19 protein-coding genes are annotated in these 25,124 nt (G+C 71.9%); 12 read left to right on the top strand and 7 right to left on the bottom strand.

Annotation, left to right across the window (positions count from 1 at the left end):
* Positions 1 to 377: 377 nt before the first annotated feature.
* From AB1460_RS13800 to AB1460_RS13790, 3 genes are all read left to right on the top strand, one after another.
* The gene (locus tag AB1460_RS13800; protein WP_368961569.1) at positions 378 to 1,208 is read left to right on the top strand and encodes a hypothetical protein; all 831 of its coding nucleotides are present in this window, start codon (positions 378 to 380) and stop codon (positions 1,206 to 1,208) included.
* Positions 1,209 to 1,361: 153 nt separating this feature from the next.
* Positions 1,362 to 1,568 carry a developmental transcriptional regulator BldC gene (bldC, locus tag AB1460_RS13795; protein ID WP_006540950.1) on the top strand — a complete coding sequence of 69 codons (207 nt, stop codon included), beginning with the start codon at positions 1,362 to 1,364 and terminating at the stop codon, positions 1,566 to 1,568.
* Between the two features lie 233 nt (positions 1,569 to 1,801).
* Entirely contained in the window at positions 1,802 to 3,661 is a 1,860-nt protein-coding gene (locus AB1460_RS13790; RefSeq protein WP_368961568.1) for a carboxylesterase/lipase family protein, read from the top strand.
* A gap of 7 nt (positions 3,662 to 3,668) precedes the next feature.
* Here the strand turns inward: AB1460_RS13790 and AB1460_RS13785 are convergent, their stop codons facing one another.
* Both AB1460_RS13785 and AB1460_RS13780 read right to left on the bottom strand, forming a co-directional pair.
* Positions 3,669 to 4,100: a VOC family protein gene (locus AB1460_RS13785; protein WP_368961567.1), complete on the bottom strand. Its 432-nt coding sequence runs from the start codon at positions 4,098 to 4,100 to the stop codon at positions 3,669 to 3,671.
* Between the two features lie 66 nt (positions 4,101 to 4,166).
* Positions 4,167 to 5,150, bottom strand: coding sequence for an AraC family transcriptional regulator (locus AB1460_RS13780; protein ID WP_368961613.1), 984 nt, complete (start codon positions 5,148 to 5,150; stop codon positions 4,167 to 4,169).
* 88 nt (positions 5,151 to 5,238) lie between these two features.
* On the opposite strand from AB1460_RS13780, the gene AB1460_RS13775 reads away from it, so the two are divergent.
* The 4 genes from AB1460_RS13775 to AB1460_RS13760 all read left to right on the top strand — a co-directional run bounded on the left by AB1460_RS13775 (position 5,239) and on the right by AB1460_RS13760 (position 9,278).
* Complete coding sequence (locus AB1460_RS13775) at positions 5,239 to 6,393, top strand: acyl-CoA dehydrogenase family protein (RefSeq protein WP_368961566.1); 1,155 nt, start codon at positions 5,239 to 5,241, stop codon at positions 6,391 to 6,393.
* A gap of 209 nt (positions 6,394 to 6,602) precedes the next feature.
* A complete protein-coding gene (locus tag AB1460_RS13770) occupies positions 6,603 to 7,751 on the top strand; it encodes a thiolase family protein (RefSeq protein ID WP_368961565.1) in 1,149 nt (382 codons plus the stop codon).
* A 162-nt stretch (positions 7,752 to 7,913) separates the two neighbouring features.
* The gene (gene bluB, locus AB1460_RS13765) at positions 7,914 to 8,552 is read left to right on the top strand and encodes a 5,6-dimethylbenzimidazole synthase (protein WP_368961612.1); all 639 of its coding nucleotides are present in this window, start codon (positions 7,914 to 7,916) and stop codon (positions 8,550 to 8,552) included.
* A 384-nt stretch (positions 8,553 to 8,936) separates the two neighbouring features.
* Positions 8,937 to 9,278, top strand: coding sequence for an indolepyruvate ferredoxin oxidoreductase subunit alpha (locus AB1460_RS13760; protein WP_368961564.1), 342 nt, complete (start codon positions 8,937 to 8,939; stop codon positions 9,276 to 9,278).
* Between the two features lie 136 nt (positions 9,279 to 9,414).
* Here AB1460_RS13760 and AB1460_RS13755 read toward each other — a convergent pair whose 3' ends face one another.
* From AB1460_RS13755 to AB1460_RS13745, 3 genes are all read right to left on the bottom strand, one after another.
* Entirely contained in the window at positions 9,415 to 12,918 is a 3,504-nt protein-coding gene (locus tag AB1460_RS13755; RefSeq protein WP_368961563.1) for a BTAD domain-containing putative transcriptional regulator, read from the bottom strand.
* Between the two features lie 45 nt (positions 12,919 to 12,963).
* Positions 12,964 to 14,472 carry an FAD-binding oxidoreductase gene (locus tag AB1460_RS13750; RefSeq protein WP_368961561.1) on the bottom strand — a complete coding sequence of 503 codons (1,509 nt, stop codon included), beginning with the start codon at positions 14,470 to 14,472 and terminating at the stop codon, positions 12,964 to 12,966.
* 140 nt (positions 14,473 to 14,612) lie between these two features.
* Complete coding sequence (locus AB1460_RS13745) at positions 14,613 to 15,371, bottom strand: SDR family NAD(P)-dependent oxidoreductase (RefSeq protein WP_368961560.1); 759 nt, start codon at positions 15,369 to 15,371, stop codon at positions 14,613 to 14,615.
* Between the two features lie 533 nt (positions 15,372 to 15,904).
* On the opposite strand from AB1460_RS13745, the gene AB1460_RS13740 reads away from it, so the two are divergent.
* On the top strand, positions 15,905 to 17,107 hold the full coding sequence (locus AB1460_RS13740; RefSeq protein ID WP_368961559.1) for an amidohydrolase family protein: 1,203 nt from the start codon (positions 15,905 to 15,907) through the stop codon (positions 17,105 to 17,107).
* 298 nt (positions 17,108 to 17,405) lie between these two features.
* Here AB1460_RS13740 and AB1460_RS13735 read toward each other — a convergent pair whose 3' ends face one another.
* Together AB1460_RS13735 and AB1460_RS13730 are read right to left on the bottom strand one after the other, a co-directional pair.
* Positions 17,406 to 18,278 carry a class I SAM-dependent methyltransferase gene (locus AB1460_RS13735; RefSeq protein ID WP_368961558.1) on the bottom strand — a complete coding sequence of 291 codons (873 nt, stop codon included), beginning with the start codon at positions 18,276 to 18,278 and terminating at the stop codon, positions 17,406 to 17,408.
* A 34-nt stretch (positions 18,279 to 18,312) separates the two neighbouring features.
* On the bottom strand, positions 18,313 to 18,978 hold the full coding sequence (locus AB1460_RS13730; RefSeq protein WP_368961557.1) for a LuxR C-terminal-related transcriptional regulator: 666 nt from the start codon (positions 18,976 to 18,978) through the stop codon (positions 18,313 to 18,315).
* Positions 18,979 to 19,180: 202 nt separating this feature from the next.
* Between AB1460_RS13730 and AB1460_RS13725 the strand changes: the two genes are divergently transcribed.
* The 4 genes from AB1460_RS13725 to AB1460_RS13710 all read left to right on the top strand — a co-directional run bounded on the left by AB1460_RS13725 (position 19,181) and on the right by AB1460_RS13710 (position 24,534).
* Positions 19,181 to 21,532 (top strand): SpoIIE family protein phosphatase, encoded by a 2,352-nt coding sequence (locus AB1460_RS13725; protein WP_368961556.1) that lies wholly within the window; start codon positions 19,181 to 19,183, stop codon positions 21,530 to 21,532.
* Between the two features lie 117 nt (positions 21,533 to 21,649).
* Entirely contained in the window at positions 21,650 to 22,321 is a 672-nt protein-coding gene (locus AB1460_RS13720) for a biliverdin-producing heme oxygenase (RefSeq protein ID WP_368961555.1), read from the top strand.
* A gap of 341 nt (positions 22,322 to 22,662) precedes the next feature.
* Entirely contained in the window at positions 22,663 to 23,661 is a 999-nt protein-coding gene (locus AB1460_RS13715; RefSeq protein WP_368961554.1) for an aldo/keto reductase, read from the top strand.
* 42 nt (positions 23,662 to 23,703) lie between these two features.
* The gene (locus AB1460_RS13710) at positions 23,704 to 24,534 is read left to right on the top strand and encodes an oxidoreductase (protein ID WP_368961552.1); all 831 of its coding nucleotides are present in this window, start codon (positions 23,704 to 23,706) and stop codon (positions 24,532 to 24,534) included.
* Positions 24,535 to 25,124: the final 590 nt, after the last annotated feature.

Below are 25,124 nucleotides of genomic sequence, written 5' to 3'. Positions count from 1 at the left end.
GGGCCGCGGAGGGGGCGCGGGCAGGGCGCGGGCCGCGGGCTCCGTCAGCCGTTCCCGGCCGAACATACGGGCCTCCCGCATCGCCTCCCGCCGCACGGGCGCGCAGCGCGCGCACGCGGCCACCCCCCGTCCGCGCCAGGGCAGTGGCCTTTCGGTGGGCGGGCGGCACCCGGCCGGAAACGGTCCACCGGGGCCGGGCCGGCGAGATGCCGGACCTCTCACCGCCGTCCGGCCCGTCCCGCCCCTGGTCCGTGCCAGGATCGGAGGCATGCCAGCATCCAGGGGCATGTCAGCACCCGTACCGGTGCCCTGCCGGCGGGCGACCGGTCCGGTGGCCGCCGTGCCGGCAGCCACTCCCGCCCATGCCGGGTTCTAGGGTGCCCGTCGTCTCGCCCGCGGCGTACCTGCGGATCTACGAGCCACTGGCGGCCTTCCCGCCCTCCGACCGGGTGCGGTGGCAGCGCTACGCCGCGTCCGGCCCGCCCTCGAGCCGTGCGGGTGCCCGGCGCGAACGGGTGGTGGCGCTGGTGGCCACCGTCCGGCCGTCGCTGGACGTCGCCGACGAGTCCGCGTTCATCCAGTGGGTGGACGGACTGATGTTCGTCTGCCCGTGGTCGACGCAGCTGCGTGTGTGGCAGGCGGCCAGGGAGTTCCGTGGGCAGATGCCGGAGCGGGTCGCCGAGGCGTTCCTGCCGCGCCGGCTGGCGGACCCGGCCGAGGTCGAGCTCGATCGGTGGAAGGCGCGCCGGCCCGAGATCAAACTGCATGTCCAGACCTGTACCTGGATGGTGCCGCCGACCTGGTTCGTGCTGTTCGACCCGGCCGAGCGTGCACTGATCACCGGCGACAACGCCGACCGTTCCATGATCTACCGGACGACGATGAGCCTCGCCCGCCGCCGGGTCGGTCGCGCGGTGGAAGCGATGGAGACCCTCCGGTCGGGGACCGCGAACGTCCCCGCGATCGAGGGCGTCGCCGAGCTGGCCCGTTGGCTGGGGTCCTTCCATCCACAGAGCAGGGTTGAACTGGACTACGACGGACTAGTTGACCTGCTCGACGACGACATGCTTCGGCGGGACACCTCGGTCGAGGACATCGTCGAAGCGGTCAGTGCGTTACGCCGAGGGCGAACAGACCTTGCGGTCGAGGCGTACGAACGCGTGCTGATCAGGTGGAGACCCCTGCAGTCACGGGAATCCGCCAGCTGATCGGCGCCTCCTGTTAGCGCAGCGTTGCACTCCGCTTCGGACGAGCTGTGACTAGTCAGCAGATGGTCCTGACGTGCCATGTCCGAAATGCCCCCGAAGGATGCACGATCTGTATGGGACGGAGCGACGCTCTGTGACGGGAGGCCAACGCAAATGACGACGAGAACGCCGGATGCCGAGCCGCTGCTGACGCCCGCCGAAGTTGCCACGATGTTTCGGGTGGACCCGAAGACCGTGACCAGGTGGGCGAAGGCCGGAAAGCTGACCTCGATCCGGACTCTGGGCGGGCACCGCCGGTACCGCGAGGCCGAGGTGCGGGCCCTGCTGAAGGGGGTTCCGAGCATCGGTAGCGACATCTGAGACCGGCGCCGACTCGGCGCTGATGGAGGCGTCCTGGTAGGTCCAGGCGTTCGGCGGCGGCCCGGCCGGGCTTCGAGCCCCACGGCCGGAACTGCCACCTGAGCGGACGTCCCATAGCGAGATTTTCCACCGCTCCGGGAGGGCGGTGGTGGTTCGCGTGTCGAAACCGACGGGCAGCAGCCACGCTGCCCGTCGGTTTCGTACGTTTTCGGCACACGTGTAAGGATTGACGTGTGATCTTGCGTCGCGCGGCGGCGCCGGTGAGGCTGTCCGCCATGGCAGGGGGACCGGGCGCGGCGAGGCGGGGTTCGACGGGCCGGGGCTCGAAGGACCGGGGCTCGAAGGACCGGGGCTCGACGAGGCTGGCGGGGATGCTTGCGCCGCTGTTCCTGGCGGTGGCGGTTCTCTGCGCCGCCTGCAACGGCGGCCGAGGCGGATCAGCCGAGCCTCCGGGCGGTCTGAGAGCGGCGCCTGCGCCGGTGGCCGCGACCACCGGCGGTGCGGTCCGCGGGGTTGTCGCCGGCGATGTCGTTTCTTTCTACGGCATCCCCTACGCGGCTCCCCCGGTCGGGAACCTGCGCTGGCGGGCCCCGACGCCGCCGGCGCCGTGGCAGGGAGTCCGTGACGGGTCGGTGCGGGGCCATCCGTGCCCGCAGACCGACGCCCTGGCGGCCGCCGCCAGCGAGGACTGCCTGTTCGTCAACGTGACCGCCCCGACGGCCGCGGTCGCCGCGGCGGGCGCTACGAGCACGGGCGGCAGTACCGGAGCCGGTGGCGAAGCCACCGCCACAGCCACCACTCGGACCGGGGAGGGCCGGCGGCCGGTGCTGGTGTGGATCCACGGTGGCGGCTTTGCGGCCGGCTCGGCCAACGAGGTCGACATGTCGGCACTCGCGGCCGGCGGGCCCGCGGTGCTCGTCGGGGTGAACTACCGGCTCGGGGCACTCGGCCAGCTCGCGCTGCCGGCGCTGACCACCGAATCGGGGGGTGACGCCGGCTCCTACGCGGTCGCGGACATCATCGCTGCGCTGCGCTGGGTCCGGGACAACGCCGCCGCCTTCGGTGGCGACCCGGGGAACATCACGATCTTCGGTGAGTCCGCCGGTTCGGTGAACGTCTGTGCGGTGCTGGCCGCGCCGTCCGCACGCGGACTGGTCCAACGGGCGGTCATGCAGAGCGGTCCGTGCCTGTGGGCGTATCCCGCGATGGCGGCGGCCGAGCGCACCGGTGAGGCCTTCGCCGCCCAACTGGGCTGTACCGACCCCGCCACCGTGCTCGGCTGCCTGCGGGCCACCCCGGTGGAGCGGGTGCTCGCCATGGGCGGCCAGGTGGACGTCCTCACCTCGCCCAGGTGGGCTCCGGTGACCGGGAGCCTGACGCTGCCCCGGCCCCCCGGAGAGGCGATCGCCGCGGGCGCGGCGGACCGCATACCGGTCATCGTGGGGACCGTTCGGGGCGAGGGACGTGCCTTCACCGCCAACTTCGACCCGGGTCAGGAACTGACCGCGGAACGCTTCACCCAGATCGTCCGGGAACAGATGCCGGACCAGGCGGACGCCGTCCTCGCGGCCTATCCGCCCGGCGCCGTGCCACCCCGCGAGCGCCTCGCCCAGGTGATCACGGACCGGCTCTTCGCCTGCCCGACCGCCCGCTCGGCGGACCTGTTCACCCGGGCCGGCTCCCGGGTGTACGGGTACGAGTTCGACATCCCCGGCCAGACGCCGGTCATCGCCGGAGTGAACCCCGGGGCCACGCACGCCGCGGAGCTGCCCTACCTGTTCCCGACCGGCTCATCCGGCTCATCCGGATCGCCGACGTCGTCCGGTCCCGCGGGGTTCGCCGCGGGACCGTCGGCAGGGCCGTCGCTGAACCCGGACCAGCGCGACCTGTCGGCCGCGATGATCGACTACTGGACCCGGTTCGCGGCAGCCGGCGATCCGAACGCGGCCTCCTCCACCGGCCCGCTGCCGACCTGGCCCTCCTGGCCGGTGACGAGAACCCAGACCTCACCCGACCGGCTGGTGCTCCAACCGGGCGCGATCGAGGCAGGTACCGGCCACGCCGCGGCGCACCACTGCGAGATCTGGGGGTGACCGGCCTTCAGTCCTTGCGGGGCGCGCCCGGGTAGGTGCCGAAGGACCACAGGTTGCCCTCGGGGTCGCGGGCGGCGAAGTCGCGTGACCCGTAGTCGGTGTCGTGGAGCTCGACGGTGATCCGGGCGCCCGCGGCGCGGGCCCGGGCACACAGCCCGTCCGGATCGGCGGTGACGACGTAGGCGCCGAAAGCTCCCGGGGTCAGCGCGAACGGGTCATCAGTACCGCCGCGGACTGTGCCCAGCATGATCCCACCGCCCTCCGGCCAGGCGAGCTCGGCATGGTCAACCCGGGCGGGGGATTCCGGCGACGCGGCGGTCCCGCCGTAGCAGACGACCTCCTCGAAGCCGAAGGCCGCGGCGAGGAAGTCGATCAGCGCCCGGGCGTCGCGGGCCCGCAGGCAGGGCCAGACCTGGGGCGGGGGTACGGAGTCGCTCATGATTGCTTCGGGTCCCCTCGTGTCGGTCAGGACGATCGCAGTCCGATCGGCTGTGATCGGCTGTGATCAGCGGGGCGTGGTCGACCCCGGCCCGTCCAATACTTCGTCGTAGCCATAGCTGCCGGCTTGGACGTTTCGGAACTCCTCGGCGAGCCAGCCGCTGGGGGTGCAGCCGGCGAGCGCGCGGAACTCGCGGGCGAGATGCGCCTGGTCGAAGTACCCGCACGCCGCCGCCAGATCGGCCAGGGTCAGCGACGGCCGCGGGCCACACCCGGAACCGCTCCGCGCGCCCCGTCCGGCCGCCTGCCCGGCTGCCCAGCCGGCCAGCACCCGCCTGGCCCGGTCGAATCGGATCACCCGTCCGGCGGCCTTCGGGGACAGCCCGATCTCGGCCTGGAAACGGGAGCCCAGATGGCGGGTGCTCCAGCCGACCTCGGCGGCCAGCGCGGACACGGCGACGCCGCCGCCGTGGTGGCGCAGCAGGCTCCAGGCACGCCGGATCTCGGGCCGCACCTCCCGGTCGATCCGCCGGTCGGACCAGGCCAGGCCGGTGAGTTCCGCGTCGAGAACAGCGAACCGCTCGGGCCAGCCCGGTGCCTCCCGCAGGCGTCCCGACAGCCGCCGACCGGCGCTGCCCAGAACCTCCTCGGCCGGGAGGTCGTGCGAGGCCAGCGCGCCGGCGGGCAGCCCGAGCAGCGCGCGGGCGCCGAGTGGCCGCAGGGCCAGCTGGACGCCGGACTGGGCCCCCCGGTGGCTGATCAGCGCGGGCGTCGTGTGCAGGCCTGCCACCAGGGAGCCGAAGCTCCGGGCGGGCGCCGCCGGCTCCGGCGGTGGGGACGGTTCCGGCGGGGTGCGCGGCGTGGCCGGCGTGGTTGGTGTGAGCAGGACCAGCGGTTCGTCCAGAGTGAAGATCAGAGTCAGGGCGGGCGAGGGCAGGCCGCGGTGGGTCGACGGGGGCAGACCCCGCTGGCGGTACCCGCTGTACCAGGCCACGTAGGGGCGCAGCGCCGCCGCCGGCGCGATCCGGACGTGCTCGTCCACCTGCTCCACCGCCTCAGTGTCGACGTCCGGCGTGGGGTTTGTCCGGTGCGCCACGCGACGGGGACGGCCCGGGCGGGGGGTGCGCAAGACTGGTCGGATGGAGCTGTCCGCCGAGGAGCAGGCGATCGTTGCCACCGTCCGCGACTTCGTCGACCGGGAGGTGCGGCCGGTCGTCCGGGACCTGGAGCATGCGAACACCTATCCCGAGCGGCTCATCGAGCAGATGAAGGAGCTCGGCGTGTTCGGGCTGGCGGTGCCCGAGCCGTACGGCTTCGGGAAGGTCTCCACCCCCTGCTACGCCATGGTCACCGAGGAGCTGGCACGTGGCTGGATGAGCCTGGCCGGGGCGATGGGCGGCCACAGCGTCGTCGCGAAGCTGATCTCGACCTTCGGTACCGAGGAACAGCGGCGGCGGTACCTGCCGCGGATGGCCACCGGGGAGCTGCGGGCCACCATGGCCCTGACCGAACCGGGCGGTGGGTCCGATCTGCAGGCCATGCGGACGGTGGCTCGTCCCGACGCCGACGGTTATCTGATCAACGGCACCAAGACCTGGATCACGAACGCGCGCCGGTCCGGTCTGGTGGCGCTGCTGTGCCGCACCGACCCGGACGCGACACCCCCGCACCGGGGGATGAGCATCCTGCTGGTCGAGAAGGTCGAGGGCTTCACCGTCTCCCGGGACCTCCCCAAACTGGGCTACAAGGGTGTGGAGAGCTGCGAACTGGTCTTCGACGACGCCCGGGTGCCCGCCGACGCCCTGCTCGGCGGGGCGGAGGGCCGCGGGTTCCCGCAGATGATGACCGGGCTGGAGATCGGGCGAATCCAGGTCGCCGCCCGGGCGACCGGCGTCGCGCGGGCAGCGTTCGACGACGCGCTGCGCTACGCCCAGGAGCGGGAGAGCTTCGGCCAGCCGATCTGGCGGCACCAGTCCATCGGCAACTATCTGGCGGACATGGGCACCCGGATCACCGCCGCCCGGCAGCTGCTGCTGTACGCCGCCCGCCGCCACGACAGCGGCGAGCGCTGCGACATGGAGGCGGGCATGGCGAAGCTGTTCGCGTCCGAGACCGCGATGGAGGTCGCGCTGAACGCCGTGCGGATCCACGGTGGCTATGGCTACTCGACCGAGTTCGACGTCGAGCGCTACTTCCGGGACGCGCCTCTGATGATCGTCGGTGAGGGTACCAACGAGATCCAGCGCAACGTCATCGTCAGCCAGCTCGTCCGCCGCGGTGGCCTGGACGGCTGAGCCCCGGATCGGCCTCGCCCGCCGCCGCGGGGAGCGATGTGCGGATCGTCACGGTCAGCCCCGGGACAGGCCGGCCAGCGAGGACGCCAGGTGCGCTCCTGTGGCAACGTGGTTTCTCCAAGGCGGAAACAGGCTTCACAGCCCGAGTGGGCGGATCAGGCCGCGAGCCCGGGCGAAGCTGGTGCTGCAACGCGAGATGAGGGACTGCCGTGCGGGAAGCAGTGATCGTGGAGGCGGTGCGCACGCCGATCGGCAAGCGCAACGGGTCCCTGGCGGGTGTGCACCCGGTGGACCTCGCCGCGATGGCGCTCAACGAGCTGATCAGTCGGACCGGGATCGACCCCGTGCTCGTCGACGACGTCCAGTGGGGGTGTGTCGGCCAGGTCGGTGACCAGTCCAGCAACGTCGGCCGGTACGCGGTGCTCGCCGCCGGATGGCCCGAGTCCGTGCCGGCGGTCACGGTGAACCGGGCCTGCGGCTCCAGCCAGCAGGCGCTCGACCAGGCAGTGTTCGCGGTCATGGCCGGTGCGCAGGATCTGGTCGTGGCCGGTGGGGTCGAGTCGATGAGCCGGGTGCCGCTCGGCGCGACCCGTCAGTCAGGTGAGCCGTACGGACCGGCGGCCAAGGCCCGCTACGACGGCTTCGAGTTCAACCAGATCGTCGGCGCGGAGCTGATCGCCGAGCGCTGGGGCTTCACCCGCCGGCAGCTGGACGAGTACGCCTCGCTCAGCCACGAGCGGGCCGCGGCGGCGATCGACAGCGGGGCCTTCGAACAGCAGACGTTCGCGGTGCCGACCGAGTCCGGGCCGTTCACCGTCGACGAGGGCCTGCGCCGGGGCACCACACCGGAGAAGCTCGCCGGGCTCAAGCCGGTCGCGAAGGAGAACGGCCTGATCCACGCCGGCAACTCCTCCCAGATCTCCGACGGTGCCTCCGCGGTGCTGGTCACCACCCCCGAACGGGCCCGTGAGCTGGGCCTGCGCCCGATCGTGCGCTACCACAGCGCCGCCGTCGTCGGCTCGGACCCGGTGCTGATGCTCACCGGGCCCATTCCGGCGACGCAGAAGGTGCTCGCCCGTGCCGGCCTGTCCATCGGCGACATCGGTGCCTTCGAGGTCAACGAGGCGTTCTCCTCGGTCACCCTGGCCTGGCTTGCCGAGCTGGGCGCGGACATCAAGGTGGTCAACCCCCTCGGCGGTGCGATCGCGGTCGGGCACCCGCTCGGCGCCTCCGGCACGATTCTGATGACCCGGCTCGCCCACCACATGCGCGACAATGGCATTCGCTACGGCCTGCAGACCATGTGCGAGGGCGGTGGCACCGCGAACGCGGCGATCGTCGAGCTCGTCGCTGAGTGACCCCCGCCCCGCGGATCCCTGACCCGATTCGCCGGAGCGGAGCTGAACCCTGTGACCTCACTGCCCGACCCGTCCGTTCCAGCCGCTGATTCGTCCGTTCCTGATCTGCCCGTTCCTGATCTGCCCGTCCCGCTGTTTCCGAGCGCCCGGTCTTTTCCGGACGTGCCGCATGTCCCGTCCGCTGCCGCCGGCCTTTACGAGGTCGTCGGGCGGCGGCGGGACGTCCGCGGGCAGTTCACCGGCGAGCCGATCGCGGCGGGCACCCTGCGCCGGGTGCTGGCCGCGGCGCACGCCGCGCCCAGCGTCGGGCTGACGCAGCCGTGGGACTTCGTCCTGGTCAAAGGCCGGGAGACGAAGACGGCCATGCACGCGCACGTCAGCCGCGAGCGGGAGATCTTCGCCGACACGCTCACCGGTGAGCGGGCGGCGCGGTTCGCCGGCATAAAAATTGACGGAATACTCGAGTCCACTCTCTCCCTCGTGGTCACCTACGACCCGGCGCGCGGGGCCCCGGCCGTCCTCGGTCGGAACACGATCGCGGACGCCGGCCTCTACTCGGTGTGCCTGGCCATCGAGAACCTGTGGTTGGCCGCCACCGCCGAGGATCTCGGCGTCGGTTGGGTGTCCTTCTACCGCGAGGAGTTCGTCCGGGGTCTGCTCGGGATACCCGACAGTGTGCGTCCGGTCGCCTGGCTGTGCCTCGGCCCGGTGAGCCACCTGGAGATCACACCGGATCTGGAACGCCACGGCTGGGCGGCCCGGCGGCCGCTGGACGCCGCCGTCCACCACGAGCGCTGGTAGCGCCACCGGAGCGCGGGACGGCCCGGCGGAACCGGAAAGGGCCGGCCGGGAAGCTGCGGCCGGGCGGATGGTCCCGGGTGGAGCCCGGCCGCCCCGCCGCCGCCGGTACCGGCAGGAAAAAATTTTCCGGTAAGAGTTCCAAAGAATTATCCTGAAGACCGGTCCGCGGAATTCATCTGGACATGAGGCCCGCTTTTCTTCGTTACCTCGCGTTTACCGCCGGAAGCGTCGGCGTGACAAACGCCCGCCAATAATCTATGCGGGTTCGCCGGAGCTCGATCCCATTTTGGTCGGCGCGCGGCTGAAGTGCGCCGGCCGCCGGTCACGGATCCGCCGTGGCCGGCGAGCCGGAGCAGTTTTCGGCTGATTGGAGACGATTCTGCCATGCCATTCGTGATCACCTCCGCGTGCATCGACGTGAAGGACGGCGGCTGCCTCAGCGGCGGCTGCCCCGCCGACTGCATTTACACCGGCGGGCGCAAGATGTACATCAACCCCGACGAGTGCACCGAGTGCGGGGCATGCGCGGTGGCGTGTCCGGTCGGAGCGGCGATGCTCGACGAGATGGTGCCCGCGGCGGAGAAGGAGTTCATCAAGAACGAGGAGCTCTTCTTCACGGAGGTCCTCCCCGGGCGGGACGAGCCGCTGGGCGAGGAGCCGGGCGGCGCGTCGAAAACCGGAAAGATCAACGCTGACACGGAGTTCATCGCCAACTTCAAGAAGTAGGCCCCGGCCGCGCGACGGGACGTCGGTCCGGCGGGCCTCCGGTCTGTCTGGCCTGTCTGGCCATCTGGCCATCTGGCCATCTGGCCGCCGGGCTGTCTGGCCGTCGGGCCTGTCCGGACCGCCCGGCCCGTGCGGCTCAGCGGAGCAGCTCGTCCGCCGCGCGGGCGACGCCGGCCATGCCCCGGTGGGCGGCCCGTCTGGCGATGTCGCGCAGTTCGGCCGGGTCGACGGGATCGCCGCTCTGCCTGGCGAGCTGGGCGGCGACCAGCCGGGTGCGCAGGAGCGCACCGATGCCGTGCGAGCGGGCAGCGACCTCCGCCGCTGTCCGCAGGTGCGCCTGGGCGGCTGGGAGGTCGCCATCCAGCGCTGCGAGCCGGGCCAGGCCCAGCGCGACCGGACCGGCTGTTCCGCACTGGCCCAGGTTGGCGATGCTGCCCGCGATCGGTGCCAGCCGCGCGGTCAGCGACTCGACGTGCTCCCGCAGGCCCCGGTCGGCGACCGCGTGGGCCAGCATCGTCAGGGCCGCATGGGTGGTCCAGACCACCGGTTCGACCTGCCTGACCGCCGCGGCGATCAGCTCGTCGGCATCCGCGTCGTTCCTCGCGGCGGCGAGCACCGCCACCACCCACGGCGCGCTGACCGCATGGGGCGCCTTGTCGTCCGGCTCGTGCAGTCGGCCCTGCTCCCAGCGCAGCGTCAGCCGGGCGAAATCGTAGACGCCGCTCTGGTACAGCTCGGTCTCGCGGTGCAGCGCGAAGGCCTGGTCGTAGATCCGCTCGGCGCCTTCCAGATCGTCGTCCTGCCACAGCGCCAGCGAGCCCTGCGCCCAGCGGAACTGCACCCGGCTGGCCGGCAGCCGGAGCAGGTCGCTGCCGAGCGCGCCGAGACGCGCGTGCTCGGCGGCCGCCGGGTCACCCAGAGCGGACTTCGCCAGGTGGAGCAGACCGTGTGTGATCACGCCGTCGATCTGCGCGGCGGCATGCGGGACGTCCGCCAGCCGGGCGAGGAGCTCGATCGATTCGGTGGCCCGCTGGGCGATCCCGGAGAAGGTGAGAGCCCGGCCGAGCAGGGCGTCCGCCAGGCATTCGTCGTCGCCGAGCCGTTCGGCCAGCTCGATCGCGCGGCGGCTGAGCCGGTCGGGGACGGTGCCGTCCGGGTCGTAGGTGCTGCCGACCGCGAGCGCGGCCAGGATCCGCACGTGCGCCGCCGGGTCGGCGGCGACCAGGGTCTCCAGACCGGCCAGACGGGCCAGCAGCGGAGCCGAGTCGTGGCCGTGGGCCGGCCAGGGCCAGCAGCCGGTGGTCCGCAGCAGCGCGGCGGCGAGACGGCCGGCGGAGTCGAGCCGCCCGCGGCGCACCGCATCCAGCAGGCCCGCGTCGACCACGTCGAGCAGGGTCTGGCCCCGGCCGTCGCGCGCCAGCGCGCTCACCCGGGCCACCAGCAGCTCGTCGCGGTCGACGTCCAGGTCGCGGTGGCTCTGGTCGAGAACCGCCAGCGCCTGCCCCCACCAGTGCGCCGCCGCCTCCGACTGCCAGCGCCGCTCGGCGTCGAGTGCGGCCGCCCGGCAGGCCTCGAGGACGTCGGTGGCCTCGGCCAACGGCCAGGCGGCTACCAGATGCGCGGCCCGCCTGGCCTGGGTCTCGCCGCCGTCCCCCGAGGCCAGCGCCTCGGCGATGCGCAGGTGCAGGCGCTGGCGGCGCAGGCTGGAGATCCCGGCGACCACCTCGTCGCGCAGCAGCGCGTGCGCGAACATGTACCGGCCGGTGCCGGCGGCCTGGACGATCACATGTTCGTCGGAGGCCTCGTCCAGCATGTCGGCGAGCGCGTCATGGTCGAGCCGGGTCACCGCCCGGAGCAGGCCGATGTCCAGCGTGTCACCGATCAGCGCGGCGGCGCGCAGGACCTGCAGCACCGCCGGGTCGAGGCCGGCGAGCCGCTGGCCGAGCACCGAGCGCACCGCGACCGGAACCTCCCCGCCGGCGCGTTCCTGCTCGGGAAGCCGGGCGTACTCGCAGACGAAGAACGGGTTCCCGCCGGTCCGCTCCGCAAGCTCCGCGGCCGCGGCCGCGCTGATGTCCTGCCCGCTGACCCGGCGGACCAGCTCCTCCACCTCCCCCTCGCTCAGCGGGGGGACGGCGAGGCGCCGCGACCCGTGCCCGCGGGCGGTGGCGGCGAGCAGCCGGTCCAGCGCGGGCCGACCACTGACGTCCCGCGCGGTGGCGACCACGGCCAGCCCGGGGTGCGGACCGGCGGCCGCGAGATGGGTGAGCAGCCGCAGCGACGCCTGGTCAGCCCAGTGGACGTCCTCGGCGACCAGCAGCAGCGGGCGGTGCCGGGCCGCGGCGGACAGCGCGGTCAGCACCCGGTCGTAGACACCGAACCTGGCAGCGTCGGCGTCCAGGCCGGTCGGCGGGGTCAGAACGGCGTCCGGGTCCAGGCCGAGATCGCGCAGCAGCTGGCGGACCGGCCACCACGGCGGGACCGCCTCGTCGTCGGGGCATCCGGTCCGCGCGACCGCTCCGCCCGACCGCGCCCAGAGGACGGCGGCCTCCTGCGCCAGCCGGCTCTTGCCTATCCCCGCCGGGCCGGTCAGGACCACCCAGCGGCCGTCGCCGGTGAGCGCCTCGGCCAGAACGGACTCCAGGACGGCGATCTCGTGGACGCGGCCGACCAGGTCACCGCGCTGGCCGCCGGACCCGGCCGGTGCCGGTGCCGGGAACCCGCCGTTGCCTGTCGTCACCGGGCCGTCGGCCGGGGCGCCGGGTGTCACGGTGGCAGCCTCATCCGTGGTGCCCGCGGCACCCGCGGCGCGGGCGGTTCCGACTTCGCCGAAGGCGCCGGCGGGGTCCGGGGTGCTGGCCCGACCGGGCCAGGAATCAAGGCCGGCATCCTGGCGAAGGACGGCGCCCTGCAGGTCGCGCAGGGCCGGGTTGACCTCCAGGCCCAGCTCCTCGTCCAGGCGGCGGGCGTGTTCGCGGAACACCTCAAGCGCCTCGGCGGGGCGTCCCGCCCGGTACAGCGAGATCATGTGCAGCCGGCAGGCACCCTCCGCGAGGGGGGTGTCGGCCAGCAGCTGGCGGGAGCGCAGCACCGCGGTGGTGACCCGGCTCAGGCCGAGCAGACCGATGACCGCGTTCTGCTCGCACTGCGCCCACCGCTCGGCCGCCGCCGCCGCGGCGCCCCGCACCCACGGCTCGTCACTGAACTCGGCGAGCAGCGGGCCCCGGCGCAGCGCCGCCGCGCGGTCGGCGGCGGCCAGCGTGCCCGGCCAGTCGCCGGCGTCCGCGGCGGCCTGGGTCTCGTCGCAGGCTCGTTCGAACAGCCGCAGGTCGAGGTCCTCGAGGCTGATGTCCGCCAGGTAGCCGGGGGTACGCCGCACGATCGGCGAGGTGGCCCGATCGCCGTCCCGGAGCAGGCGCCGCAGGTTGGAGATGTGCGCCTGCAGGCTGGACAGCATGCTCGGGGGATGTTCGTCTCCCCAGACCGCGTCGGCCAGGCGGTCCACGGAGACGACCCGGCCGGCGTTCAGCAGCAGGGCGGCGAGGACCGCCCGCTGCTTGGGACCCCCGAACTGGACCGGCCCACCCTCCCGGGTGACCTCGATCGGCCCGAACAGGTGGTAGAACGGCACGCACCTCATGATGCCGTCACCTGGTCTGGGGGGCTGCCCGAGCCGCCGTCGACGTCAGGACTGGACCAGACCGGCTGCGGCGCGCACCGGGTCGGCGGCCACCATGCGGGCGTTCGGGTCGTAACTCGCGGTGAGAGTCGCCAGTCGGGCGAGGGTCGCGGCGTCGTACTTGAGCGCCACGATCGCCGGGTCGGTGCTCGCGCCGAGGTTCGGCGTCGAGATTCCGCCGGACCACGGGTCGAGCGCCGCCATCACCGCCGCCGCGTGCCCCGTCGTCGCCGCGACGACCGGCGGGGCGGCGATGCCGATGGTCAGTGCCGCGTAGGCGGCGTCCCGGTGGCAGATGGCGCTCGGCTCACGCGGGGCGCGGGCCAGCGCACCACCGAGCAGCCGCAGCTCGACGATCACCTGCGGGCAGTCGGCCTGCGGACCGGCCAGCGCGAGCAGCGTGTCGACCGCGTCCTGCGGCAGCTCCCGCAGCAGCACCGAACGTTCGTGGACGGGCATCGGGTCCACCGGGTCCGCGTGGATCATGCCCAGGGCGTTGAACGGAAGCACCCCCAGCCCGCCGAGGATCGGTGACGCCAGCGTGTTGATCGGCCCGGCCACCCGCTCGCCGTCGGCCGGGTCACCAACCCAGGCGAACCGGACCGCGACGGTGCACCGCCCGGCCAGTGGCGGCGGCACCGCCGGCATCGCCGGCAGCCGCAGCACCGCCAGCGAGGTCGTCGCCTGCTCGGGCAGCGACGCCGACCACACCCGCCACGCCGAGATCACCCGCTCCGCGTCGGCACCGTCGAAGTAGAGGCAGCCACCGTAGATCTCGGCGACGTCCAGCAGCTCGAACTCGACCGCGGTGACGATGCCCAGCGCGCCCTTCCCACCGCGCAGCGCCCAGAACAGCGAGGTGTTCTCCGTCGCGGTGGCCCGGCGCAGCTCGCCGTCACCGGTGACGACCTCGAAGGCGGTCACCAGATCGCTGCCGAAGCCGTACGTGCGTGCCACCGGCGACAGCCCGCCGCCGGTCAGGTAGCCGACGACGCCGACATGCGGCGCCGAACCGGCCAGTGCCCCGAACCCGTGCGCCGCGGCGGCGTCCAGGACCTGCTGCCAGCGCACCCCGGCGCCGACCCGGGCTCGCCGCGTCACCGGATTGATCACGAGTTCCTGCAGGCGCCCGGTGTGCACGAGCAGGCTGCGTCGATCGTGCGCGAGCGCGCCGTGGCCGGTCGCACGCACCTCGAGGGCAAGATCGTGGGAGTCGGCGAAGCGCACGGCGCTCACCACATCGGCCGTGGCCGCCGCGACGACGACCGCCACCGGCGCGGAGGGGACCGCCACGTTCCACGGGGTCGCGGCCTGGCCGTAGCCGGGGGTACCGGGCAGCAGCACCTCGCCGCGGACGCGGCCAGCGAGGTCCGCCAGCGCCGCCTCCAGCGCGGCCGCCGAGGGAGCCGACGGAGCCGAGGCCGCGACCGAGGCTGAGGGCGATGCCGCCTGGGCGAGGGGGCGCGGAGCGAGGGGCAGGTCGTGGGACGAGGAATCGGGCACGAGGGTGGACATGACGCCTCCGTCTGGCGATCGGTGTCGAACAGGACGGAGATCAGCGTGTGGCGGGCAGCTTGGGCTTTCCTTGCGACGGCACGCTCCGCGCCTGCGCCGCGCGCCCGGCCCGCTTGGGGCGCGCTGGCGACCCGCGTGGGTCAGCGGGCGGTCATCCGCAGCGCGCCGTCCATGCGGATGGTCTCGCCGTTCAGATAGTCGTGATCGGCGATCATGAGAACCAGCCGGGCGTATTCGGTGGGCTCGGCCAGCCGGCGCGGGAAGGTCACGGTCTCGGCGAGCCCAGCCCGCACCTCGTCCGAGAAACCGGCCATCATCGGTGTGTCGACAATGCCCGGCGCAATGGTCATGACCCGGATTCCGAACTGGGCGAGATCCCGGGCCGCGGTTATGGTCATTCCCGCCACCCCGGCCTTCGAGGCGGCATACGCGATCTGGCCGATCTGCGCCTCGAAGGCGGCGATGGACGCCGTGTTCACCACCAGCCCCCGCTGGCCGTGCTCGTCGGCGTCGAGCTGGCTCATGGCCTCGGCGGCCAGCCGCAGCACGTTGAACGTGCCCAGCAGGTTGACCATCAGCACGGTCCGGAACAGGTCCAGGTCATGCGGACCGCGGCGGGACAGGATGCGCGCCGACGGGGCGATGCCCGCGCAGTTCACCGCGAGCCGTAGCGGGCGGCCCTCGCCCGTGATGCGCTCGATCGCTGCGCTGACCTGCGCCTCGTCCGTGACGTCGGTCGGGATCAGGTGGACGCCGTCGGCGGGGTTGGCGCCCGCGACCGCCTTGTCGAGGTCCAGTCCGTACACGGTGACACCACGCCCGGCGAGTGCCGCGGCCGTGGCGGCACCCAGCCCGGAGGCAGCTCCGGTGACGATTGCCGCGGTGTGATCGAGCTGCATGACAGGGCTCCTCGAAAACGATCGATGACGCATCGGCGGGCGGCCGGATACTACGACACCGCCGCCCGGAACGGCCATGATCGCACCGGTGGGCGCGGGCATCGCGCGGAAGAAACGGGCGTCGCGTGGAAGAGGCGGGAGCCAGCCGGAAACGTGAATGCGATGGCGTGTGACGCCCTCCCGAGAGCCCTCACAACCAGCGGAAGCAGAAATCCTCGAGTGGAATCCCGGAGCTTTTCCGTGGATTACCACACGACCTGCCGTGGCGGCCCCGCTCCGGCTGCCACCCGGCCGGCCTCCATCCCGTCGGCTGCCGGCCCCCGCTGCTCCGGGCTGGCGCGTCGTTGTGGGGGGCGGCGTTGATCGACAGCTTAATTTTGACGTCGACGTCAATAAGTGCTAGCGTACGGATCATTCGGAGATGATGTGCGGGGTGGGTGCGTGTCCGCCCCGCGGAGGCCTCACCGCGGGAGTCAGGTGACTACCTCGCGGTGTCGAGCTGGTGGGGTTCCGGCCAGCGTACGGAGGTAGTCATGCCCAGGACAGATGTCGACTTCCCTGTCTTCGACGCGGATAACCACATGTACGAGACAGTGGATGCCTTCACGAAGTTCCTGCCGAAGGAACACGAAGGCCTGATCAAGTACGTGCAGGTGAACGGTCGCGACAAGATCGCGGTGCGCGGGGTGATCTCCGAGTACATCCCGAACCCGACCTTCAACGTCGTCGCGCGGCCGGGTGCCTGGGAGGACTACTTCAAGAACGGCAACCCGGAGGGCAAGTCCACCCGGGAGCTGATGGGCAAGCCGATCCGCTCGCCCGAGGCGTTCTTCGCCCCGGAGCCCCGGCTCAAGCTGATGAACGAGCTGGGCATCGACCGGGCCCTGATGTGGCCGACGCTGGCGAGCCTGCTCGAGGACCGGCTGCGTGAGGACCCGAAGGCCACCCACGTGGTCGTCCACGCGCTGAACCAGTGGATGCACGAGCAGTGGAGCTTCAACTACGAGGACCGGATCTTCGCGACCCCGGTGATCACGCTGCCGATCGTCAGCGAGGCCATCAAGGAGCTGGAGTGGGTGGTCGAGCGCGGAGCGAAGATCATCCTGATCCGGCCGGCGCCGGTACCCGGCTACGAGGGCTTCCGCTCGTTCGCGCTGCCGGAGTTCGACCCCTTCTGGGAGAAGGTCGTCGAGGCTGACATCACCGTCGGCCTGCACTCCTCCGACGACGGTCTGACCCGCTACTACAACATGTGGGAGGGCCGGCCGGACGGTGAGCACCTGCCGTTCGCCTCGCCGACCGCCTTCAAAGACATCATGAACAAGCAGCACCGCGGCATCTTCGACACCGTCACCTCGCTGATCGGGCACGGCCTCCTCAGCCGCTTCCCGACCCTGCGGATCCTGCCGGTGGAGAACGGTTCGGGCTGGGTTCGCCCCTTCGTGGAGGCGGCCGGCGAGTCCTACGCGAAGAGCCCGAAGCTCTACGACGAGGACCCGATCACGGTGCTGAAGCGCAACATCTGGATCCACCCGTTCTTCGAGGAGAACCCGCGCGGTCTCATCGACCTGCTGGGCCCGGACCGTATCGTCTTCGGCTCCGACTTCCCGCACGCCGAGGGCATGTCCGACCCCATCTCCTATGTGGATGAGCTCGTGGGCCTGCCCAAGGAGGACATCATCAAGGTGATGGGCGGAAACCTCGCCGAGGCGATGAAGCTCCCCGTCACGGTCTGAGTCGTCTGACCAGACAACGCCGCCCCGGTTGAGGTGACGGCGGTGTCCGAAAGCAGTCTCTCCTGTTCACCGGGAGAGGCGGCGGACGCCGCGGCTACCGTTCCGGGGCGGCGTTCTGGTTGTGGCACTCTCCGTGGTCGACTGTCGATTTCGGGGACCACGGGAGCAGCGGGTGCTCTTTCGCGGAATGCTCATGTCGCTGGCCGCGGGTGGGCTGTTCCTCGCCACGTCGGCCACGTGTTCAGCGGGCCGATCCGCCCGTGGTTCGACCAGCCCGGTAACAGCCAGCAGTACCTGGTCACCTGGGCGCTGACGGGCGGGGCGGGCCGCTCGGGCCGGCCGTGAGCGCGTAGAGCAACGGAATGCGAGGGGCGTCCGGTGGTAGCCGCCACCAGCCGTCATCCCCGCGGACCATGCGCTTCCAGCGCGGCCAGGGCAGCGCCGCCGACTCCCGCAGGCCGGTCACGACAAGGCCCGCGCCGACCAGCGCGTTGATCACCTCGCCGAGCCCGTGCATCCATTCGTAGGCGACCGTCGCACTCGCCAGCGCGGGCCCGTCGGTATAGGTGAAGGTGGCGTCGCGTTCGATCGGGCCCCGGCCGGCCAGGTAGTCGTGGCGCAGCACCAGCTCCTCACCCGCTCCCGGCGCCGGCTTGGGACCGAGCGCGTTGAACAGGGGATGGAACTCCACCAGGTACAGCCGGCCGCCAGGGCGCAGCAGCCGTGCGACCTCGGTGGCCCACCGAGGCAGGTCCGGGAGGTAACACAGCGCGCCCTTGCCGGTGTAGACGACGTCGAAACTGCTCTCACCGAGCGTGTCAGCCGCGGCGTACACATCCGACTGGACATAGCGGATGTCGGCGCCGGCCCGCACCGCGATGGCCTGTGCCTGCGCGATCGATTCCCCGGAGAAGTCCAGACCCGTGGTGCGGGCCCCCCGGTGCGCGAAAGCGAGGGTCTCGGTACCGAGATGGCACTGCAGATGCACGACGTCCCGGCCGGCCAGCTCGCCGAGGTCCTCCCATTCGAACGGGGCGAACCAGCCGAGTGGATCGCGGGTGCCGTCCAGACCGTAGAAGGCGCTCGCGACGTGCACCGGAGCGCGGGCGTCCCAGTTGGCCTCGTTCGCCCGCATCATCCGACGCGTTTCGGTGTCGAACTCCCGTCCCATGGTCGACAAGGTAGTGCGCGGGTCTCCGCGCCGCTCACCGTCCGGCGCGCCAGGACTGGCTGCGGTGGTGGTCGGGGGCGAAGCCGTGTTCCACCCCCCACAGCACCGCCTGGGTGCGGCTCGCGACGCCGATCTTGCGGTAGAGCGCCCTGATGTAGGACTTCACCGTGTTCGGGCTCAGGCAGCTGATCTGTGCCACCTCGGCGTTGCTGTGGCCCTGGGTGATCAGCGCGAGGACCTCGGCCTCCCGCTCGGTGAGGCCCTCGTTGCGCCCGGGCCAGTCCAGGCCGGCCATCACCCGCGAGCGCGGCGGTGGGCTGACGACGACCTCCCCGGCGTGCACGGCCTCCAGCGCGGCGACGAGCTCGCGGGCGGGCAGCGTCTTCGACAGGTAGCCGCTCGCGCCGCGGGCCAGGGCGCCCTCCACCAGCGTGTGGTCGAAGTTCCAGGTGTAGATGACGAGCCGGCCCGCGTGCCGGTTGGCGACGATGTCCGCGATCTCGTCCCCGCCGGCCTCCGGCTGGGCGAACGAGTCGTACAGCACGACGTCGACGTCGGTGACGACGGGCCGGTTCGCGTCGATCTCGACGACGCGCACGCGGTCCTCGTACGGCGCGAGGATGCGGGCGATGCCGGCCAGCACCACCTCGTAGTCGTCCACGAGTGCCACGGTGAGTGGCCTGGGTGCCCCGTCTGCCATGGTTAGCGGCCTACCATCCGCGATGGGTGCCGGAAACCACCCCCAGGGGTGTGGCGTGCCCCCTTTCCCGAGGGATTAAGTGTTCCTGCACCCGGGCAGGAGGTGTGACGGGCTGCCGGGCCTCGGTCAGCTCCCGTAGCGCCGTCATGCCTGTCGTTCGACGGAGAGGGACCGGCCGGAGCGGGACAGGAAGGCATCAGATATGTCGGGTGGTCCCACTGACCTGCTTTTCGCGGGAGCTCCCGTCACCCTCGAGAACTGCGATCGGGAGCCCATTCACATTCCTGGCAGCATCCAGCCGCACGGTGTTCTGCTGGCGCTGGTGGAGCCCGGCCTGACCGTGGTGCACGTCTCGGCGAACTGCGGCGCCGTCCTCGGCGTGGAGCCAGAACGGGCGGTCGGCGCCCCGCTGGAGACGCTCGTGGGCTCCGGGCCCGCCGAACTGCTGCGCAGAACCGTGGCGAGTTCGTTCGACCTGCGGGAGGCCGGCCCGACCGACCTGGTGCTCACCGTCCGCGGGGTGGACGTCGTCTGCGACGCCGTGCTGCACCGGGTCGACGGGATGGTCGTCGTCGAGCTCGTACCGACGGTGAGCCGGCGCCCGCTGACGTTCGCCGACACCTACCAGCGCACCCGCACCGCGGTGCTGCGCCTGGACCGGACGACCTCGCTGGCCGAACTGTACGAGGTGGCGGCGGAGGAGGTGCGCCGGCTCACCGGCTTCGACCGGGTGATGGTGTACCGGTTCGACCCGGAGTGGAACGGTGAGGTCGTCGCCGAGGCCCGCCGCGAGGACCTGAACAGCTTCCTGGGGCTGCACTACCCGGCGACCGACATCCCGGCCCAGGCCCGGGCGCTCTACGAGCGTTCCTGGCTGCGGCTCATCCCGGACATCTCCTACCGGCCGGTGCCGCTCGTGCCCGCGGTGAGCCCACACACGGGACGTCCGCTGGACATGGGCGACGCGTGGCTGCGCAGCGTCTCGCCGATCCACCTCGAGTACCTGGGCAACATGGGCGTGACCGCGTCGATGTCGGTCTCCCTGCTGCGCGCCGGGCGCCTGTGGGGGATGCTCGCGTGCCACCACTACGCGGGCCCGCACGAGCCGCCCTACGAGGTGTGCGCCGCCGCCGAGTTCCTCGGGCACGTCCTGTCGCTTCGGCTGGTCGCCCGCGAGGACGGCCAGCAGCTCGAGCAGCTGGTCAGCGCGCGGTTGGCGCTCGATCGCCTGGCTCTCGTCCTGGAGCAGGAGGAGAGCGAGGCCCGACTGGCCGCCACGCTGATCGGTGGTGAGCCCGACCTGCGCGCGCTCGTCCCCGCCGGCGGGGTGGCGGCGCAGATCGGCGGGGTCTGGCGCACCGCGGGGCAGGTGCCGCCACGGGACGTGCTGCGCGAGATGCTCGCCGAACTGGACGACGGCGACGGGCTGGTCGTCGAGGATGCGGTGGCGCTGCGCCACGACCGGTTCGAGCCGTACCGGGACATCGCGTGCGGCGTCCTCGGTGTCCGGCTCTCGCCCGACGAGATGGTGGTCTGGGTGCGGCCGGAGACGGTCCAGACGGTCGACTGGGGCGGCGACCCGCACAACAAGCACCTGCATGCGCTGGAAGGGGACAGCGTCCGGCTCAGCCCGCGGCGTTCGTTCGAACGGTGGCGGCAGACGGTGCGGCTGCGGTCGCGTCCGTGGACCGAGACGCAGGTCAGAATCGCCTCCGATCTCCGGCGCGAGCTGACCCGGATCATGTACGACCGGGCCCGCCGGTCGGCCCGGCTCACGGAGACCGTCCAGCAGAGCCTGCTGCCGCAGGCCCTCCCCGACATCCCCGGGTTCGACCTGGCCGCGCTCTACCGCCCCGCCCCCGGCGGCAGGGTCGGCGGCGACTGGTACGACGCCTTTGCGCTGCCCGACGGCACCATCGCCCTGGTGATCGGCGATGTCGCCGGCCACGGGATCACGGCCGCGGGAACCATGGGGCAGCTGCGCAACGCGCTGCGCGCCTACCTGGTCGACTCCGCGTTCGACGGCGTCGCTCCGACTGACGGCGTCGCTCCGGCTGACGGCGGCTCCGGGACACACGTGGCCTGGGAGGCACTCCGCCGCCTCGACCGGCTGACGGGCGCACTGCTGCCGGAGGCCCTCGCCACCGCGGTGGTCGTCCTCCTCGACACCACCACGGCCACCGCCCAGGTCGCCTCGTCCGGCCACCCGCTGCCGCTCCACGTCCCAGCGGCCGGCGAACCTCGGCTGCTCGAGGTGCCGGTCGCGCCGCCACTGGGAGCGTGGGCGTTCGCCACCCATCACGGGACGGCCGACGCCCCGCCCACCGCCGACGTCGCCCTGTGCCCTGGCGACACCCTGGTTCTCTGTTCGGACGGCCTCGTCGAACGCCGCAGCGAGGCACCGGACACCGGGCTGGCGCGTCTTCTCCGCCTCGCGGTGGACAACGCGGCCACGTCCAGCCCCGCGGAGCTGGCCGCGACCCTGTTCGAGGCCTGCCGCGATCCGGATGGCACCGACGACACCACCGTGGTCGTCCTGCGTCGCAGGCCCTGAACCACGGGCCTGTCGCCCCTGGGTGGTGGCGCCGGGCCGGCCGGCCCGGCGCCACCACCGATCCGGCGGCGACCGGAAATCGGCCCGCGCCGACCATGGCCTCGCTACCCTGGGAGGGTGGACACAGGCGCGGCGACGGGCGTAAGCGCGGCGGACCTCGGCGCGGCGACGGAGGTCCACGAGGAGCCCGGGGCGGGCGGTCCGACCGCCTCCCGCGGTGACAACGACATCATGTCCTGCCTGCGCCGCTCCACGGCAGCCGTGCACGAGCGGGTGGAGGCTGGCCTGGGGCTGGCGGACCCGGACATCCCGGCCGGCCGTTACCGCGATCTGATGATCTCCTTCTATCGCCTCCACACGGCGTTGGAACCTCGACTAGAGGCTCTGTTCGGGGGGTTCGAAGATCCACTGCTGGACTGGCCGGGGCGTCGCAAGCTCGGCCGACTGACCCGCGACCTGAGCACGCTCGGCATTTCCCCCGAGGGGCTGACCCCGCTCCCGGCCGCGCTCATACCGGCGGGGAACGATTTCACCTTCGGCTTCGGCACGCTGTACGTCACCGAGGGCGCGACCCTCGGCGGCCAGCTGATCGCGCGCAGTCTGAGTACCCGCGCGGACCTGGCCGACGCGACCTCCTACTTCACCCCGTACGGGGACCAGGCCGGCCGCCGCTGGCGGGACCTGCGCGTTGTCCTGCGCCGATGGGTGGGCACGGACCGCCAACGGGCTGACGCGGTTGTCGAGGCGGCGCTCGGCACCTTCCTCGCCTTCGAAGCCGCTCTGCACTGACCGGGCGCGCCGGGAACTGACCGGAACGTCCCGGCACCTGACCGGACGTCCCGGAAGCCGAGGATGCCGCCGGCCCTGGGGGGTACTGACAGGCGCTCCCACGACGGCGGGCGGCAGCTCTAGCGTGGCGTCACGCCTTCCGCACCGACCTTGAACCTCGGTGCAGGCACAGTGATCGGGTAGGCCGAGCCGCATGTCGGCCTACGGCGTCACAGGGCACTACGCGCTGCTGCCCGCGGGAACCGGAGGCCTCACCGGCTCCGCGACGGCAACGCCCTGGTCGGCCGGAAGCATTCCGGCTGCCGTCTGTCGTCCTCGTCAACGTTGTCGAAGGATTCACCATGGACTATGCCAACCTTGGAACCTCTGGGCTGAAGGTCAGCCGCATCGCGCTCGGCTGCATGAGTTTCGGCCGGCCGGGTACGGGCCGCGACTGGACGCTGGACACCGATTCCGCCGCATCGATCTTCAAGCAGGCGATCGAGCTCGGCATCAACTTCTGGGATACCGCCAACACCTACGGCAAGGGAAGCTCCGAGGAGATCACCGGCGACGCCGTGAAGCGGTACACAAGCCGCGATCAGGTCGTGATCGCGACGAAGCTGTTCGCGCCGATGGGCACCGGCCCGGGTGGCCGGGGCCTCTCGCGCCGTGCCGTCTTCGAGCAGCTCGACGCATCGCTCCGACGGCTCGGCACCGACTGGATCGACCTTTACCAGATCCACCGGTTCGATCGGCTCACCCCCGTCGAGGAGACGATGGAGGCCTTGCACGACGCCGTCAAATCGGGGAAAGTCCGCTATCTGGGCGCTTCTTCGATGTGGGCCTGGCAGTTCTCCAAGATGCAGTACACCGCGCAGCTGCACGGCTGGACGAAGTTCATCTCCATGCAGGACCAGTACAACCTCGTCGCCCGGGAGGAGGAACGCGAGATGTTCCCCCTGCTGGCGGATCAGGGTGTCGGCAGCCTGCCGTGGTCGCCGCTCGCCGCCGGCCTGGTGACCAGGCCGTGGGGGAACGTGAGCACGACCCGCGGAACACTGAACCCGAAGGCCGACTCCTCCGGCACCCCGCTGTTCCTCGACAGTGACCGCGGCACGATTGACGCGGTCGAGCGCATCGCCGAGTCGAGGGGAGTCTCGATGGCCCAGGTGGCGATGGCGTGGGTGCTGCGCAACCCGGTCGTGACCGCCCCGATCGTCGGCGCGACCAAGCCGCACCATCTCTCCGACGCCGTCGCGGCACTCGAGCTCGATCTCAGTGACGACGAGGTCACCGCTCTGGAGGAGCATTACACCCCGCGCAAGCCGACCTACTACGGCTCCGAGTCGGGGTACTGAGCCTGTGGCAGGAACCCGCCCCCGAGAGAAGGAGCTCATGCCATGTCGACCTGGTTGATCACAGGGTGTTCCTCGGGCCTGGGGCGCGCGCTCGCGCAGGCCCTTCTCGACCACGGCCACAACGTCGCCGCCACAGCCCGGGATGTCGCCCGCGTGGCCGATCTCGCCGAGGCCCGTCCTGAGCGAGCGCTCGCCCTGGCGCTCGACGTCACCGACAGCGCAGCGGTCGCGCGCGCCGTGCAGCAGACCGAGCAGCGGTTCGGCGGCCTCGACGTGCTCGTCAACAACGCCGGCTACGGATACCGGGCCGCTGTGGAGGAAGGCGACGACGACGACGTCCGCCAGCTGTTCGCCACCAACTTCTTCGGCGCGGTGTCGATGACCAGGGCGGTGCTTCCTGGCATGCGCGCGCGCCGGCGCGGTGCGATCGTCAACATCTCGTCGATCGGCGCGCGTATCTGCCCGGCGGGATCGGGCTACTACTCGGCGACCAAGGGAGCGCTTGAGGGCCTGACCGGCTCGCTGCGCAGGGAGCTCGAGCCGCTCGGCCTCCACGCGATGATCGTCGAGCCTGGCGCTTTCCGCACCGACTTCTCGGGGCGCTCGCTCCGCCAGGCCGAGACGCCGATCGGTGACTACGCCGCCACGGCCGGGCGCCGCCGCAAGGAGAACGACACGACGCACGGAACCGAGCCGGGTGACCCGGCGAAGGCAGCCGAGGCGATCATCATGGCCGTCGAGTCGGCGTCGCCGCCCGCCCTGCTCGTACTCGGCCAGGACGCCGTGACTCTCTTCCGCGACACGCTGGAGGCGCAGCTCGCGGAGTTGGCGGAGTGGGAGAAGACCAGCGTCGCGACTGCTGTCGACGCCTAGCCGAGTCGACTGCGCCTCCAAGGAGGAGCACCGTCAAGGAGGAGCACCGCCAAGGACGAGCACATCCGAGGACGACGGAACGCGAGCCAGGTCACGAGGCCCGGTCGCCGTCGTCCACCCGGCCGCAGGCCTGCGGCCCGGCCTCCGACCCGACCGGGTGTCCCGACCGGGTGTCCCGACCGGGTCGGAGGTGCCCGGCCGAGCCGATCAGGCTTGGCTGGTTGTGTGTTGCGTGCTGGCAGTTCGCTGGCCATGATGCGTTGACCCCTCCGTGGTCTCTCGCTAAGGTACTTACATACGCTAAATAGTTCGTATATAAGAACAGGCGATGTCGTGGCGACAGACTGACGGTGATCCGGACACGCCCGCGTAGGCCGTCGAACGACGGATTCGCCTCCTGGGCTTCCGTGCCAGGGTTTCCGTGCCCGGGCACGCGGTCGGGCCCGAACGGCCGATCACGGTTTCCGGCTCTTCGTAGTTGACCGGGGATCGTGATTGCCGAACTACTGGCCGTGACGTGTGGCCGTGACGGTGCGTAGCGGCGATCTGGTCCAGGAAGGGGGCGCACCCGCCACCTGGGATGATCGTTC

This window comes from Parafrankia sp. FMc2, assembly GCF_041008525.1.
In the GTDB taxonomy this organism is placed as follows: domain Bacteria; phylum Actinomycetota; class Actinomycetes; order Frankiales; family Frankiaceae; genus Parafrankia.
Note: the sequence above shows the minus strand (reverse complement) of the source record. Positions and strands in the feature narration are given on the sequence as shown.